The organism is Pedobacter sp. Leaf176 (genome assembly GCF_001424305.1).
Taxonomy (GTDB): Bacteria; Bacteroidota; Bacteroidia; order Sphingobacteriales; family Sphingobacteriaceae; genus Pedobacter.
Window position 1 is genome coordinate 662,620 of record NZ_LMPD01000001.1, and the last position, 16,133, is coordinate 678,752.

The 16,133-nt window shown below is 38.7% G+C and carries 13 protein-coding genes; 8 read left to right on the forward strand and 5 right to left on the reverse strand.

Features of this window, described 5'->3' with window-relative positions:
- Positions 1-66: 66 nt before the first annotated feature.
- A complete protein-coding gene (locus tag ASF92_RS02995) occupies positions 67-1,944 on the reverse strand; it encodes a M1 family metallopeptidase (protein ID WP_056087573.1) in 1,878 nt (625 codons plus the stop codon).
- Positions 1,945-2,305: 361 nt separating this feature from the next.
- Between ASF92_RS02995 and greA the strand changes: the two genes are divergently transcribed.
- A complete protein-coding gene (gene greA, locus ASF92_RS03000) occupies positions 2,306-2,779 on the forward strand; it encodes a transcription elongation factor GreA (protein WP_047798983.1) in 474 nt (157 codons plus the stop codon).
- Positions 2,780-2,864: 85 nt separating this feature from the next.
- Entirely contained in the window at positions 2,865-3,263 is a 399-nt protein-coding gene (locus ASF92_RS03005; protein WP_056087577.1) for an HIT family protein, read from the forward strand.
- Positions 3,264-3,317: 54 nt separating this feature from the next.
- Here ASF92_RS03005 and ASF92_RS03010 read toward each other — a convergent pair whose 3' ends face one another.
- Complete coding sequence (locus ASF92_RS03010; RefSeq protein ID WP_082489433.1) at positions 3,318-4,157, reverse strand: hypothetical protein; 840 nt, start codon at positions 4,155-4,157, stop codon at positions 3,318-3,320.
- A gap of 168 nt (positions 4,158-4,325) precedes the next feature.
- On the opposite strand from ASF92_RS03010, the gene ASF92_RS03015 reads away from it, so the two are divergent.
- On the forward strand, positions 4,326-4,949 hold the full coding sequence (locus ASF92_RS03015; protein ID WP_231729725.1) for an RNA polymerase sigma factor: 624 nt from the start codon (positions 4,326-4,328) through the stop codon (positions 4,947-4,949).
- Entirely contained in the window at positions 4,946-6,139 is a 1,194-nt protein-coding gene (locus tag ASF92_RS03020) for an outer membrane beta-barrel protein (RefSeq protein ID WP_056087583.1), read from the forward strand. The genes ASF92_RS03015 and ASF92_RS03020 overlap by 4 nt, the downstream gene beginning before the upstream one ends.
- A 1-nt stretch (position 6,140) precedes the next feature.
- Here ASF92_RS03020 and ASF92_RS03025 read toward each other — a convergent pair whose 3' ends face one another.
- The 3 genes from ASF92_RS03025 to ASF92_RS03035 all read right to left on the reverse strand — a co-directional run bounded on the left by ASF92_RS03025 (position 6,141) and on the right by ASF92_RS03035 (position 8,610).
- Positions 6,141-7,022: a pirin family protein gene (locus tag ASF92_RS03025; RefSeq protein ID WP_056087585.1), complete on the reverse strand. Its 882-nt coding sequence runs from the start codon at positions 7,020-7,022 to the stop codon at positions 6,141-6,143.
- Positions 7,023-7,197: 175 nt separating this feature from the next.
- Positions 7,198-8,298, reverse strand: a complete 1,101-nt coding sequence (locus ASF92_RS03030) for an NADH:flavin oxidoreductase (RefSeq protein ID WP_056087588.1) — start codon at positions 8,296-8,298, stop codon at positions 7,198-7,200.
- 9 nt (positions 8,299-8,307) lie between these two features.
- A complete protein-coding gene (locus ASF92_RS03035) occupies positions 8,308-8,610 on the reverse strand; it encodes a helix-turn-helix transcriptional regulator (RefSeq protein ID WP_056087591.1) in 303 nt (100 codons plus the stop codon).
- A gap of 175 nt (positions 8,611-8,785) precedes the next feature.
- Here ASF92_RS03035 and ASF92_RS03040 point away from each other — a divergent pair, with 175 nt between their 5' ends.
- The 4 genes from ASF92_RS03040 to ASF92_RS03055 all read left to right on the forward strand — a co-directional run bounded on the left by ASF92_RS03040 (position 8,786) and on the right by ASF92_RS03055 (position 16,127).
- The gene (locus ASF92_RS03040; RefSeq protein WP_056087594.1) at positions 8,786-9,364 is read left to right on the forward strand and encodes an RNA polymerase sigma factor; all 579 of its coding nucleotides are present in this window, start codon (positions 8,786-8,788) and stop codon (positions 9,362-9,364) included.
- A 502-nt stretch (positions 9,365-9,866) separates the two neighbouring features.
- Positions 9,867-11,039: a FecR family protein gene (locus tag ASF92_RS03045; RefSeq protein ID WP_056087596.1), complete on the forward strand. Its 1,173-nt coding sequence runs from the start codon at positions 9,867-9,869 to the stop codon at positions 11,037-11,039.
- 214 nt (positions 11,040-11,253) lie between these two features.
- The gene (locus tag ASF92_RS03050) at positions 11,254-14,607 is read left to right on the forward strand and encodes a TonB-dependent receptor (protein WP_231729726.1); all 3,354 of its coding nucleotides are present in this window, start codon (positions 11,254-11,256) and stop codon (positions 14,605-14,607) included.
- A gap of 11 nt (positions 14,608-14,618) precedes the next feature.
- Entirely contained in the window at positions 14,619-16,127 is a 1,509-nt protein-coding gene (locus ASF92_RS03055) for a RagB/SusD family nutrient uptake outer membrane protein (RefSeq protein ID WP_056087599.1), read from the forward strand.
- The last annotated feature ends 6 nt before the right edge of the window (positions 16,128-16,133 follow it).

The window sequence follows — 16,133 nt, forward strand, 5'->3', positions numbered from 1 at the left end:
CGTTTTCGTTTTCAATCGGCAGTTCTCCTGATTGAGAACTGCCAACTGTAAATTTTGAGCTGAAGACTACTTTACTTCGTAAACATTATCCGTTGGTGTAGCATCCATGAAAATGCCACCATCCAACTTAATCGATTTTATTTTACGATTGGTGTTAATTGTCATGGTCATTTCTTTTTGATTGGCTTTCCAAACGGCAGGTGTTTTGTGAATGGTTTCTGTTTTGCCTTCGGTATCGGTTACTAAAATATCGAAAGGAATTGCAAAACCGCCTTCGTTTTTAATCACAAAAGTAGCTTTACCGCTGGCAATTTGAGGCTTTGTTAAAGCCAAGTCGATGTAATTATTTGTGAAGAACCAATTTTGGAAAAACCAATTCAAATTCTGCCCGGAGCCCGTATTCATTGAGTTGAAATAATCCCATGGAATAGGGTGTTTACCATTCCAGTTATTCATATAATGATGAAGTGCTTTTTTAAATAAATCGTCGCCCAACATATCTTTCAAAGCCAGGTAAGAAAGCGAGGCTTTTCCGTAGGAATTGTTTCCATAACCAGATCCCGAAACCTGATCAGACATCGAAATTATTGGTTGGTCTTCTTCAGTCGATTTATCGTTAATGTAGCGCTGAACCCGGAAAGATTTATAAAATTTATCTGCGGCTTCTTTCCCGTGTTCGGCAATTCCGATTAAATATTCTAATGTCGTCGCCCAACCTTCGTCCATATAGGCATAACGCGTTTCATTAATGCCCATGTAGAATGGAAAGTAGGTGTGAGCCACTTCATGATCCTGAACCAATTGCGCGAAAACCGGATCGCCGGTATCAGAATCGTTCACCATCATTGGGTATTCCATGTCTGCAAATCCCTGAAAAGCAGTCATTTTTGAGAAAGGATATGGAACGCCCGGCCAGTTATTCGAAAACCAGTTCAATGCATATAGATTATTTTTAACTGAGTTTGGAAAGTCTTTCGATTTTACATTGTAAGCTGCCTGAGTGCTCACTCTTCGGTTGGCTTTTGTATCGACGACAACACTAGCGGCATCCCATAAATAAGTGCTGCTTAAACCGAAACAAACATCGGTAATGTGGTTGGCTTTGAATTTCCATGTGTTCCAGTCTTTTTGCATGGTAACCTTGCCGTCTTTCAATTCCTGCTCATTGGCAATGTGCTGAATCTCATCTGTTAAATAAGATTTTTTTAATCTTGAGGCAATTTCGGGCTGTAAAACTTCATCGGGATTCAATAAATCGCCCGTGGCATAAACCACATAGTTCTTTGGTGCTTTAACTGAGAAAGTGTAATCATTGAAGTCATTGTAAAACTCGGCTCTATCGGTATGCGGAATTCTGTCCCAACCGTTGTAATCATCGTAAACGGAAATTCTCGGGTAGCTATAAGCAACATATAAAGTAGTCGGATCTATTTGTCCTTCGCGACCGCTTTCTTTAGATAAAGGGTAATCCCAATTAATTTTAATTGTAATTTTTGATTTTGGCGCTAAAGGTTTCTTCAACCGGACGTTGCCAACAGTTCCCCAATCTTTGGTATTAACGGCAATCGTTTCTCCATCAACTGAAAAAGCCGAAATACTTAAACCTGCGCTTAAAAAATCCTGACTCACACTGCCACTTCTGGGTGCGGTAGGTTTATGTAAATTGTTTACGAAACGTATTGCAAGTGTTTTTAAGGTATCGGTACTGTTGTTACTGTATACAATTTCTTCGCTTCCGCTAACAACCTTTGTGTCGGTATCAACTTTAATGTCCATGTTATATTTGCCATGATTTTGCCAGTAATTTGGCCCGGGTGCACCATTCATGGCACGTGTGCCTTTTGCATATGCCGCTTTTATGTTTCTGGGCATATAAAGTTCCTGTGCCGAAACTACAGAACTTCCCAAATAAGCCAAGAGGGCCAGAGAAATTAACTTTTTCATTTTTGAATAATTTCGACTAAGCTAAAAATAATGAATGAATTTAGGGTGAAGGAAGAACGGATAATTGCCAGGTAATTCTGTTATAAAAAAAGCTTCCGCAGATTTCGCTAATAAGTGCAGAATAGAATACGTTAAATTTAAGCAATTGATAATTATTTTTGTGAGTTACTTATGCGGTTTATAATCATGTTAATCCCTAAATTCCGAAAATCTAGGGTTTAATCCTGAAAATCCTGTTCTTTTATTTGCTTTTGTAATTTCCACATTTTATCTTCGTTATAATTGAAGCAAGACTATGTAGGAGACCAACTATATAGTCTTGTTTGTTTTTTATAGTGTTTGAATAAAAATTAATAGAGCAATGACAGAGGTAACGTACTACACACAAGAGGGCTTAGATAAATTAAAAGAGGAAGTTCATTATCTAACGACCACCGGGCGTCAGCTAATATCTAAAGCAATTGCTGAAGCGAGAGATAAGGGAGATTTATCTGAAAATGCAGAATATGATGCTGCGAAAGAAGCACAGGGTTTGCATGAAGCCAAAATCTCTAAATTAAAAAATACATTGGCGAATGCCCGTTTAATTGACGAATCAAAGTTGGATTTATCTAAAGTTCTGGCTTTGTCGATAGTTAAAATTAAAAATGTTAAAAACGGTGCAACCATGACCTACCAATTGGTTGCTGAAAGTGAGGCGGATTTGAAAACAGGGAAAATATCTGTTAAGTCGCCTATTGCGCAGGGGCTGCTAGGCAAATCAGTCGGTGAATTTGCTGAAATTGAGGTGCCCGCCGGTAAAATGCAATTCGAAGTTTTAGAGATTTCGAGATAAGCGAATAGCGTTTGGCGGTATTGATATTAAGGCCTATCGCCAAACGCTTAACCCTATACCTTCCACCTTTTAACCTTCTACCTTTATGACGATATTTTCAAAAATTGTTGCCGGTGAAATTCCTGCCCACGTTGTTGCTGAAACTGTAGAATATCTTGCTTTTTTAGATGTTCAGCCATTAACTGCGGGTCATGTTTTGGTGATTCCGAAAATTGAGACAGATTATATTTTCGATATGGAAGAAGATCTCTATGTTGGGCTTTGGATGTTCGCAAAGATTGTTGCTAAAGGTGTTAAAACAGCTTTTCCCTGCAAAAAGGTTGGCGTTTCGGTAATCGGACTAGAAGTTCCCCATGCGCATATTCACCTCATCCCAATGAATAATGTTAGCGATATGAATTTCAGCAAGGAAAAATTGAAGCCGACACAAGAAGCACTTGCAGAGGCTGCTGAAAAAATAAGGCAGGCATTGTTGGAAGAATAGTAAAAGCCGGCTGATCAGATATCAGCCGGTTTCCTTAATTAATAACTCTTTTATCTAAGGTGCAGGTGGAACCGTCGTTGCATTCAACATCGGCCAGAAACCAGGCGCCGGCCCTACACTCGATCCCTTATTATCGCCACGTTTAGTATCCTGACCAAAATAATATAACGGCCATCCTTTATAGGTCATTTGTTTTTTGCCAAATACATCAATTACTGAAATCATATCCTTTGTAATAATAGAAGGCAAGTTTTTCAACTCTGCTTCATAAACCGGCCAAATGGTATTGTTGCTTAAATCCGCTTTGGTAAAAGTATTTTTATTGTTTTTATCCGGAGAAAAAGCGTACAGCGTCCTTCCGTTTGCATCTGTAAGGTATTTTGTTAATCCCGTTCCTTCAGTATAATTGCTAGTGTAAGGCTTTCCATTTAAGCCAATCATTTGGGCATTGGCCAACATTAAAGAATAATCTGGTTTTGCCACAAACCATATGCCTCCAACGCCATCGCCTTTTACATCACCCATAGCAATATCATTTTGGTAATAATAAAGCGGGTAGCCTTTGTAAGTGCTTTGTTTACGGCCATCGGCTCTGCTAATTTCGCCAACCTCTGCTGGATTAATGTTCAAATCAGTACTGATATCGGCCGCATAATATATTGGCCAGACTGTTTCACAACCACCCGTACAAGTTGGTGTGCCGGCAACATCGTTAGCAAATAGGTAAAGTGTTTTGCCCGAATTATCGGTAATTATAGTGCCAAATTTGGCATCTGTTGCGAGTTGAATTCCTTTTTTCTGAATGGAATTATCTGTACTTTTTTTACAGGATGACATAATCACTAAAGCAATGCACAGCACAGCAAATCGTGTTTTTTTTAAGTAGATTAGCATATGGTTTTCTTTAAAATTTATTCCTGTTACGCTCGCTTCAATTAAAAGGTTGCCCGTTCAGCTCATAATTTTTAGGTAATTCTTTCATCTATTGATATGATAAAAAATATTTATTTAAGGCAACCTTTTGTTTTTTTATTCCGTATGGTGATTTAGAAAGGAGAATTAGTGATCCCAAGTCGCAATGGTGAACAAGCTTTAGAAAGTTATATTAACAGCTGTATTAGAAATGAACAGGAAGGTCAAAAAGCGCTTTACAAACATTTCTATGGCTTTGCTATGGGCATTTGTTTGCGTTATGCAAGTAATCGTTTGGATGCAGCAGGAATATTAAACGATGGCTTTTTCAAGGTTTTCAAAAATATTGACAAATTTGAAAAAGACAAATCATTCAAGGCTTGGCTTGGGCGCATCATCACCAATACGGCAATCGACTATTACCGGGCTAACTTAAAGTTTTCTGAACATGCAGATATTTCTGATTACAATGAAATTGCTCAGGAACAATCTGTTTATGCAAAACTTGCCTATGAAGATTTACTTGCATTAGTACAAAAATTAACGCCTGCCTACCGTACAGTTTTTAACCTTTTTGCGATAGATGGTTACTCACACGAGGAAATTTCGGAAATGCTGTCTATTTCTGTCGGAACATCAAAATCTAATTTATTTAAAGCCAGGCAAAAACTTCAGGAAATGCTTAAAGCGCCTGTATTACATCCTTACGAGCGGAAAATGGTTGTATTTGATGCAAACGCTGTGCAGGTGAATTTTAATACGAACACAAAATGAAAAAGGGTAACGATATAGATAAATTATTCAGAGCAGGATTGGAGCAGCCGGATATACCTTTCAACGATGCACATTGGCAGGCGATGGAGGAACGCTTGCACCCAAAACAAAAACGCAGAATAACACCTGTAACGTGGTGGGCTGCATTAAGTGGCCTGGCGGCAATGTTATTAATTGTATTTTTTGTAATTAAACCTGATGATGAAAAATCAAATCCAGGCCTTACTGTAAGGAAGAAAGTAGAAAAAAACAATGAGCATAATGCGGATGATAAAGTTCAAGTTGAAAATCAAAAAGGGCTAACCATCGAAAAAAATAAAGGTTTAATTGAAGGTAAACAGATTTTAGTGGATGCAATTAAATCAATAGCTAAAAACCCTGGTTATGAAAACCTGGCAAAGACTGAAAATCTATCAAATCCAAATTTAAGAACTCTTTTAGTGACTAATAATTTGTTAATGAATACGATTTCATCGAGCAATCTACCTCTTACATCATACTCAAATCAGATTGCTGAATTTATTGGAAGAACGAACATTTTAATTGAGCCCGCTAAGCCGAGAAATAAAGTTAGCGTGAAAACATCGGGTAACCGACCAAGATTTGTTTTGAGTGTACTGGCTGGGCCTGATTTAACATCCGTAAACCATTCCGGACAAAGTAATTTAAGTGGCAGTTTCGGCGCTGAACTTACTTTTTCGCTTACAAAAAGATTAAGTATAACAACCGGAGCCGCTTATGGCAAAAAGATTTATGAATCTGATTTCAGTCTTTATAAGCCAAATTCATCATACGTTTTTAGAACTGAACCGACGAATGTACATGCTAATTGTGATGTGTTGGACATTCCACTTAACCTTAATTATAAAATATTTGATGGAAGAAAAAATTCTTTGTCCGTTAGTACAGGGTTATCGAGCTATTTAATGCTTAAAGAAAAATACAGCTATACTTATAATTCTGCTTATCCGGGGCCCGCTGATTACGAAGTTAAAAATCAAAACCAGCATTACCTGGGCATAGCAAATGTTGGTGTAGAATTTCAACACAAAATAAGCAGTAAACTAAGCATTAGCGCCCGCCCGTTTATGAAAATTCCACTGACGGATATTGGTTATGGCAACTCAAAATTGTCGTCAACCGGCGTTGCCGTTTCGGTCAATATGAATTTGTTTAGAAAGTCGAATTAGGCTATCGGATGCTTTGCATGGGAAGCGGAACGAAATCTGTTTCGCCGGGAACCAGTTTATAACTTTGATTTAGCCATTTCGTTTTGGCCTCTTCTATAAAAGCCTTATCAGTAGCAACAAAATTCCAGTACATGAAACGTTCTTCAGGGAAAGGTTCGCCGCCAAAAATGTAAACCGTTGAGTTTTCATGCATTTCAAATTCACATAACTTTGAATTGTTGGCGATAAGAATATGTTTTGGCTCAAAAATGTTGCCTTCACTTTCAATAGCCCCGTCTAAAATATATAATGCACTTTCCCCGAACAAATCATTGCCAATATTTACTTTTTGTCTTGCCGAACTTTTTATTTCGATAAAATACAGCGGACTGTAAACTGGAACAGCAGATTTTTTACCAAAGGCTTCGCCAGCAATTAATTTAAACTTCAACCCATTTTCCTCCCAATGCGGGATGTCTTTTTCCTCGACATGGAAAAACTCCGGTTCCATTTTTTCCAAAGCCTTTGGCAAAGCAACCCAGATTTGTAAACCATGAAGCATTTTATCAGTATGCCTTAAGTGCTCAGGCGTTCTTTCCGAATGAACAATTCCCTTACCGGATGTCATCCAGTTTACCTGACCTGGTTTTATGACTACATGATTACCAAGAGAATCTTTATGCGTGATTTCGCCCTCAAACAAAAAAGTTAGTGTAGACAATCCAATATGTGGATGCGGCGGAACATCGAGGTTCTCGTGATCGCTCATTGCAGCCGGCCCCATATGGTCGATAAATGAAAACGGCCCAACCATCCGCTTTTCCCTGAACGGTAATAACCTGCCAACCATAAAGTTGCCAATGTTGGCCGGACGTTCATCTATAATCAATTTAATGTTCGACATCGGATTTCCTATTTTATGAGGTGAATTTAAAAAAAAACTATATCAATTCGTCATTGCATGGCGCAATCTTAATTGCAAGATAGATTGCTTCGTACCTCGCATCCGATAGCAATCGGACGACGAAAGTCCATAAAAAAGGCATCCCTTCCGAGATGCCTTAAAGTTTTTACGTACTTTAAACCAATTCTGCGAGTGCTTCTTTGGTAAAGCCTTTCAATTCATCGGTCCGGTTGGCTTTAATTTTTTCAACCCATTGCGGATCAGATAAAAGCGGCCGGCCAACTGCAACTAAATCGAAGTCGCCTCTATCCATTCTGCGAACCAATTCATCTAAGGAACTTGGTTGAGAACTTTGGCCTGCAAATGCGCCAAAGAAATCGCCATCTAAGCCAACGGAACCCACAGAAATTGTTGCTTTGCCTGTAATTTTTTTAGCCCATCCAGCGAAGTTTAAGTCAGAACCTTCAAATTCCGGTTCCCAGAAACGACGTTGTGAGCAGTGGAAAATATCGATTCCAGCATCAACCATTGGTGCTAACCATTGTTCCATTTCGTTTTCATTTTTTGCTAATTTGAAATCGTATGCAGCAGGTTTAAATTGCGACAACCGGATAATTAACGCGAAATCTTCACCAACTCTTTTTCTGATTTCTTTAATTACTTCAACAGCGAATCGTGTACGTTCTGCCAAAGTTTTACCTCCCCAGATGTCTGTGCGGTTATTAGTTGCATCCCAGAAAAACTGGTCGATTAAATATTGGTGAGCACCATGAATTTCAACGGTATCAAAACCTAGCGCTTTTGCATCTGCAGCCGCCTGGCCAAATGCAGCAATGGTATCTGCAATTGCAGCATCTGTCATGGCAACACCGTTTTCAAAGCCTGGACTGTTGAAACTCGAAGGACCTTCAAAAGGTGTGCTCGGCACCCAACCCGATGCGTGATTTGCATGAATGCCCTGGTGCCAGATTTGCGGACCCATCTGGCCACCGTTTGTGTGAACACCATTAATTACATCCTGCCAACCTGCCAACGCTTTTTCGCCATAAAAATGTGGGATATTTGGGTCGGCAGAGGACGAAGGCCGGTTAATTACCGTTCCCTCTGATAAAATTAAGCCGACTTCACCTGCAGCTCTTTTTGCGTAGTACTTAGCAACATCAGCTGTTGGAACGCCATCCGGTGAAAAGGAACGCGTCATGGGGGCCATTACAATTCTATTTTTTGTATTTAATGTTTTCAGATTAAATGGTCTGAATAAGCTGTCTGTGTTCATATTTTTTAATTATAATTCTGAATTAATGATTTTACTTAATTGTTTTATACCTTCTTTATTGCGTTTGTAGTAAGTCCACTGCCCAACACGGGTTGAGGAAACTAAATCCGCACGCTGCAGAATGGACAGGTATTCGGAAATTGTACTTTGAGATAAACCTGCTTTGTTTTGGATTTGCCCAACGCAAACACCAACATTTTCGAAATCGGCATTTGGCTGATCGGGGAAGTTTAGAGCAGGTTCTTTAAGCCAGTTCAAAATCTGTAAACGGGTTTTATTTGATAAAGCCTTAAATATTTCTACTTGATCCATGAAGCAAATATATATCGACTTTTCCCGATATACCAATGATTAAATTTAAGTTTACAAAACCGTGTGAAAAGCATGAATAAGCGTTATTAAAACGTTTTAAATAAATGCTTGATGCGAAATTTTGTTAGGATTTTACTTAAACTAATTCTTACATTCGTTTAATCATTCTAACCAAATGTCTCACTATAAATCATTAACTGATAACGAACTTTTCGATCTTACCCAGGTTGGGGACAAATATGCTTTCGAAGAAATATACGAACGCTTTAATGGTTTGTTATACATTTATGCGTGTAAATTGGTTACGGATAAAGAGGATGCAAGGGATATCGTTCAGGAAATTTTCGTTTACCTATGGAGCAATCTCAATATTAAAATCAAATCTCAGTTATCAGCTTACTTATACACGGCGGTAAGGTATAAAGTATTCGATTGGATTGATAAGAATAAATCGAAATCAAATTATTTATTGTCATTAGAACATTTTTCCGAGACAGGTGATTGCATCACTGATGATTACATCCGGGAAAAAGAGTTCGCATCAATAATTGAAAAAGAAGTTAGCTTATTGCCTGCGAAAATGAGGCAGATATTTGAAATGAGTCGCCGGCAGCATTTATCTCAAAAGGAAATTGCCGAAATACTTCATCTTTCGGATAAAACAGTGAAAAAACAAATGAGTAATGCTTTGAAGGTACTTCGATTGAAGCTTACATCTTTCATTTCAATTGCAATTATTCTGTTCATTCGCTAAAAATTCTTTTGTTTATTAAAAATGCCGGTAAGCCTTTTTAAAGTTTTCGAAAGCATTTAGTTTGAAATGTTCAAAAGTGATTTGAAAATGAAAGGTATTGCTTTTGGCAGCAGGCAGTCCTGCTATCGCTCATAGTCCTCGCTACGCTGCGGGCTATTCCGCTCTATCAGGTTTAAAAACCGAGGTTTGTGCACCCAGCATACCGTTAAAATAGAATACCGCATTTGCAATTTAGCCCCGGTTGCAGCGAACACGAAGCAACAGCCATTTAGGCTGTTTTGCGGAGTAAAGCGTAAAACGGGAACAAATTTGGTTTTGTGCAAAAATCCTGCGCTTCCAGATAGAAATAGCAAATTCAACCAGATAATTTGATAAGTCCTGACCTTGAATAAATTATAGATTAAGCTTTTTAACCGAATTTAAAAAAAAATATTTTTCTTTCATCTACTACCTGGGCTTCAGTTATCCTACATGTATTTAATTAGCCAAATATATTACAGTGATGAATAAAGCTGAAGTTGAAAAACTTTTAGAAAAATACAGAGATGGACTTTGTACTAAGCAGGAAAAAGTGCTGGTTGAATCGTGGCATCTTTTTGAGCTGTCAGAGAAAAAATCTGATTTAAAACAGCAAGATATCATTGATGCTAAAAACCAAATCTGGCAAGCTATTGAAGAGCAAACGGAACTAAAACCAAAAACAAATTATATAACCTGGCTAAAGGTAGCAGCAGCGGCAGTAATATTATTTTTTATTGGCTTCATTATAAACAATAAAATCGAAAAGCAATTTATAGATAAAAGCTTAACTAAAAGTAAACTTGAAATTATTAAGCCGGGAACTAATAAAGCAACGTTAACTTTAGCTGATGGCTCTAAAATTTCGCTTACGGATGCGACCAATGGCGTTATCGCCGAGCAGGCCGGTATCAACATTACAAAAACAAAAAACGGTGAAATTATTTATACCATTGTTTCTCCAACGGTAGCAAAGACTAAAAATTTATACAATACAATTGAAACGCCACGTGGCGGGCAATATCAAATCAATTTGCCCGACGGCACAAAAGTCTGGCTAAACGCTGAATCCTCTTTAAAATATCCAACAGCTTTTAATAGTGATGGAAGGATGGTGGAATTGAAAGGCGAAGCTTATTTCGAGGTAGCAAAGTTATTAGACGGGAATGGCGGTCGTGTTCCGTTTAAAGTTAACAGTGAAATTGGTGATGGCAGAAACCAGCAGGTTGAGGTTTTAGGTACGCATTTTAACATCAATGCTTACCACGATGAACCAAATAACAAAACAACTTTATTAGAGGGAAAAGTTCGCATCCTGAATTTGAATTCCCTGGCATCCGGTATATTAAAACCAGGACAGCAATCGGTTATTTCGGCTTCATCGCCATCTGTTCTAGTGCGCAATGTTGATGCGGAAGATGCAATAACCTGGAAAGATGGTTTTTTCAGTTTTAACGATGAGAATTTACAAACTATAATGAATAAAATTTCCCGTTGGTACAATGTAGATATCACCTATCGCGGCGCGAAAATGGATAAGCTTTTTGGTGGTAGAATTTCTAGATTTAATAGTGTAAACGAAGTTTTAGAAACCTTACAGGCCACAGGCGATGTCCATTTCAAAATTGAAGAAAGGAGGATTTTAGTTATGCCTTAACGTATACTTTCCATCATCGGTTACGATGATTTTAGAATAAAGCATGGCTAAAAAAAACCGGAAGCGCGGCAACGCTCCCGGCGCAAATTAAGGCTTATTCTAAATCGTAAAATTGTGAGATACAACTATTCTAAACCTAATAACCAAATATATGAATTTTTATACTGAATGGTTGCCCAATCCTAAGGGCCGACTATCTAAATTATTGTTGATTATGAAATTGACTTTTGTCTTATTAATCACCACGTTTCTTCAAATAAGTTACGCTGCCAAAGCACAAAATATAACCCTCTCAGAAAAAAACAAAACCTTACTCAGTGTTTTTCGAAAACTGAACAAAAGTGTTGGTTATAGCTTTTTATACAATTCCGAGCTTTTAAAAGAGGCCAGACCGGTAACCATTGATGTAAAGAACATTGATATCAAAGAGGCTTTGAGACAAATTTTTAGCGAACAGCCTCTTGATTACACAATTAAAAATAATACGATTATCATTCATCGGAAGTCAATAGATGGTTCTCCTTTGTTATTACGTGCTTACGCTGATATCAGGGGTAAAGTTGTTGATGAGACGGGTGCGCCGTTAATTGGTGCAAGTGTAAAAGTCAAGGGAACAAACCAAGGAACAATTACCGATGTGAACGGAGCATTTCTTTTAAAAACAGTAGAAGAAAATGCGGTCATCGTTGTTACTTATATTGGTTATGAGAATAAAGAAGTTTCCGCAACATCCGGAGATTTAACGATTCAAATGGCACCACAAGCAGGTGTACTTGCGGATGCTGTTGTAATTGGTTACGGTACACAAAAGAAAAGTGTGGTAACTGGCGCAATATCTCAGGTAAAAGGAACAGATTTAGAAAATATGCCTGTAGTTCGTGTTGAGCAATCTTTACAAGGCCGTACTTCTGGTTTAACCATCACAACATCTTCTGGTCAGCCGGGTGAAGGCGCAACCTTGCGTATTCGCGGTACAACTTCAATAAACAATAGTGAGGCCTTGTATATTGTTGATGGTGTGCAGGTTGGAGGTGGTATCGATTACCTTAACCAGGCGGATATCGAATCCATCGAAGTTTTAAAAGATGCGGCATCCGGTGCCATTTATGGTGCCAGGGCGGCTAATGGTGTAATCATCATTACCACAAAAAAAGGAAGTCGGAATGGCAGAATGGCTGTCAATTACAATACTTATTTAGGAACTCAAGCACCATCAAGAAAGTTAGATTTGTTAAATGCGACACAATACGCTACTATTTATAATGAAGCGGAGTATGCAAAAACGCCAGGTTTAACTACGCCAAGATTTCCAAACCCTTCACAGTATGGTGTGGGAACAGATTGGCAGGCCGCTGTTTTTAATAACGATGCAAGAATTCAAAATCACGAATTAAGTATTAGCGGAGGCGGTGAAAAGTCTACCTACTACAGCTCATTCGGGTATTTCGACCAGGAAGGTATCGTTGCGACAAGTAATTCTCAATACAAAAGATTTACAGCTCGTTTCAATTCGGAGCACCAGTTAACTAAGGCAATTAAATTCGGTCAAACAATTGGTTATACCCGTACAAACTCTGTTGGGGTTGGTACCAATACAGAATATGGTTCGCCATTAAACAGGGCGATTAACATCGACCCAATTACACCAATTGTTGAAACAGATCCTGCAAAATATGGTGCTGCACCATATATAGGTAATCCTATTGTAAGAAACGAAGCTGGTTTTCCGTACGGAATTTCACAATATGCCCAATCAGAAATTTTAAACCCGGTGGCTGCTTTGCAAGTTGCACAAGGTAACGGCTGGTCGGATAAAGTGGTGGCAAATGCTTTTGTTGAAGCAGAAATTATTAAAGGTTTAAAAATAAGATCACAAGGAGGCGTAGATTTAGCTTTCTGGGGAAGTGAAGGTTTCACCCCGATTTACTATTTGAACTCCATTAATCAGACAACAATTACTTCTTATAACAGAAGCTCAAACCGTGGCCTTTTTTATTCATTAGAGAATACAATCAGTTATAGCAAGCAAATTGATAAGCATAACGTTACCGGTTTAATCGGTTATTCGTTCCAGAAAAACAGGGGTGAAACCCAAGGCGGGACAAAAGATGGTATTCCGGTAAGCAATATCAGAGATGCTTCATTACAATTCCCGGTTTCAAGAGCAAATGATGTATTTTACGGTGGGGAATATTTGAATACGCTGAACTCCGCTTTCGCACGTTTAACTTATAACTACGATGAAAAATACCTTTTAACGGGTATTATCCGCAGAGATGGTTCTTCACGTTTTGGTCCAAATAATAAGTTCGGTTATTTCCCATCAGCATCGATTGGTTGGGTTGCAAGTAGAGAAGATTTTTTTCCTAAAAACAACTATGTAACTTTCGTTAAATTCAGAGGTTCTTATGGAGTAGTAGGTAATGACAACATAGGCGATTTCAGGTATTTATCTACCGTTAGCGGTGGTAGAAATTATACTTTAGGCACGTCTGCAGGTTTAAATAACGGTGTAAGTCCGGATGCTTTATCAAATCCTGATTTGAAATGGGAACAAACATCATCAACAGATATCGGTGTAGATATGAACCTTTTCGGCAACTTTACTTTAACTGCCGATTGGTACAAGAAAAAGACAACCGGTATGTTGCTTCAAATTGCCGTACCTGGTTACGTTGGCAACGCTGGTCCGATTGGTAACATTGCCGATTTATCCAATAAAGGTTTCGAATTGGAGTTAGGTTATACGAAAAGAATCGGCGAATTCTCTTTGAGAGTTAACGCAAACGGTGCCTTTGTTAAAAACAATATTGATTTCTTAGGTGATGATAAAGAATATCTTGGCGGCCAAACGGTTACGCCTCAGGCTTTGGAAATTACCCGTACTAAAGTTGGCAACGCAATTGGTTCCTTTTATGGTTACAGAAGCGATGGCTTATTCCAGAATCAAACTCAAATCAATAACTATAAAAGTCAATCGGGCGCACTTATACAACCAAATGCAAAACCAGGTGATATCAAGTTTATTGACTTAAATGGCGACGGTCAGATTAATAACGACGACAGAGAAATCATTGGTAACCCAACGCCTGATTTCACTTACGGTATGACAGTTAACCTTGCTTACAAAGGTTTTGATTTAGTTGTTCTCGGTCAGGGCGTTGCCGGCAATCAGATTTTTAATGCATTAAGAAGATTTGACTTGCCAACCGCAAATTATACCACTGCTATTTTAAACCGGTGGACGGGTGAGGGAACAAGCAATACCATTCCGAGGGTAACACTGGATGACAGTAACCAGAACTACAGCCGTGTTTCGAGTATTTTCCTTGAAAGTGGTTCATACTTTAGAATCAAAACTTTACAGGTAGGCTATTCGCTTCCTAAAAAATTGGTTGCCAAAGCTGGTTTGGATAAAGTTAGATTTTATGTAATGGCGAATAACCTGGTAACATTTACAAAATATACAGGTTATGACCCGGAAATTGGTGGCGGAAGTTATGGTGTCGACCGTGGTTTCTATCCGCAGGCAAGAACTTTCTTTGCCGGTTTAAATGTTGGTTTTTAATTATTGAAAAGATGAACAATAAAAATCTTAAAAGCCTGATGGCAATAGTTGCTGTTATGGTTGTTTTTGTTTCGTGTAAGAAGGATTATTTAGAGCTAACGCCACGTGGAACAGCTCTTGAAGATAACTTTTATAAAAATGAAACCGAAGTTATGCAAGGCGTAATTGCCGTGTATGACGTTACGCAGTGGGGTACAACTGGTGGTTATACCATGAAGATGCCTTTATTAAGTGCCGCATCTGATGATTGTTTCGCCGGCGGCAGTAATGCTTCCGATCAGCCAAACTGGGTTGCTTATGATAACTTTAACATGAACTCAAGTCTTGGTCCGCAAGTTGGTTTATGGAATAAAAACTTCACAGGTATCAACCGTGCCAACGTGATCCTGAGTAAGATCGAAAAGGCAACAACATTAAGTGCTGCTTTTAAAACCCGAGTTACCGCAGAGACTAAATTTTTAAGAGCTTACTTTTATTTTGATTTGGTAAGGTGGTTCGGCAATGTGCCATTAATTACTAAAGTTTTAGAAACCAGTGAGCTTTACGCTCAGGTTCAATCTTCACCCGCTCAAATCTATGCTCAAATTGAGAAAGATTTAAGAGAGGCGATTCCGGGTTTGCCCGCAACGATTTCTACAACTGAAAAGGGTAGGATTTCTCAGGGTGCGGCAAAAGCGCAGTTGGGTAAAGTTCTGCTATACCAAAATGATAATGCGAAAATGGTAGAAGCGGCTACTTTATTTGAAGATATAAACCGCCTTAACAATCCTTACGGTTATTCATTGTTACCAAATTATGCAGATATTTTTAACCCTGCTAATAAGTTCCATGCAGAGTCTATCCTGGAAATTCCTCATTCTAACAATGCGGCCTGGTCTGATTGGGGTTATATAAATGGTGGAGAAGGAAATGTTGGAACACAGTTTATCGGTATGGATAGCTACAATGGTGATACTTATTCCAGCGGTTGGGGCTTCTGCCCGGTGACCCTCGACTTGGTTAACGTTATGAAGAACGATCCTAGATTTGCAACCACAATTATTGATGGTGCAGCATTAAAAGCGGGAGGTGCAACTTACAATGCCCGTTACCAAAACACCGATTATTTCATAAAAAAATATGCGCCTTTAAAGGCATTCCGATCAGCGAGTGGTGTTGCTGAACAAAACTGGCCGATTAACGAGATCGAAATCCGTTTAGCAGATACATATTTAATGCAAGCGGAAGCACTATTGAGAAGTGGTGGTAGCGCAACCCGCGCCAAAGAATTGCTGGATGCCGTTAGGGCACGTGTTGGTTTAACTTCCATTCCTGCTACGCTCGATAATATTTATGCAGAACGCAGACTGGAATTAGCAACCGAAGGTCATCGTTTCTTCGATTTAGTTAGAACGGGTAAGGCTGTCGCGGTTTTAGGTTCCCAGGGATTTAAAGCGGGCAAAAGCGAATATCTGCCAATTCCGTTAAACGAAATCGAAGTTACCAAAGGTGGTATTAAACAAAATCCAGGTTATAATTAATCAGCA